This window comes from Sodalis sp. dw_96 (assembly GCF_018449575.1).
GTDB lineage: Bacteria > Pseudomonadota > Gammaproteobacteria > Enterobacterales > Enterobacteriaceae > Acerihabitans.
In genome coordinates this window covers 1-272 of record NZ_JAAVUT010000075.1, presented here as the reverse complement: position 1 = coordinate 272, position 272 = coordinate 1, and the positions used below count along the sequence as shown (strand labels likewise).

Below are 272 nucleotides of genomic sequence, written 5' to 3'. Positions count from 1 at the left end.
ATTCCGAACGGCTGGTTGTCGGCGGCGACACCTCCGGCGATACATTGGTCAGCGTCAACAACGCCGGCGGCAGCGGCGCCCAGACCGTGGACGGCATTGAGCTGATTTCCGTCGGCGGTGCCTCAAATGGTGAATTTATCCAATCCGGCCGTATCGTCGCCGGCGCCTATGATTATACCCTGGAGCGCGGCACCGACGTCAACGCCGCCAACTGGTATCTGAACAGCTCAACGGCCGCGCCGGCGCCGGGACCATCGCCGGAGCCGGAGCCT

General features: G+C 64.7%; 1 protein-coding gene. It reads left to right on the top strand.

What is annotated here, in order from left to right; translation table 11 throughout:
* Nucleotides 1-272: autotransporter outer membrane beta-barrel domain-containing protein (locus HB631_RS26840; RefSeq protein WP_213994218.1), on the top strand; the 272-nt coding region annotated here is incomplete at both ends.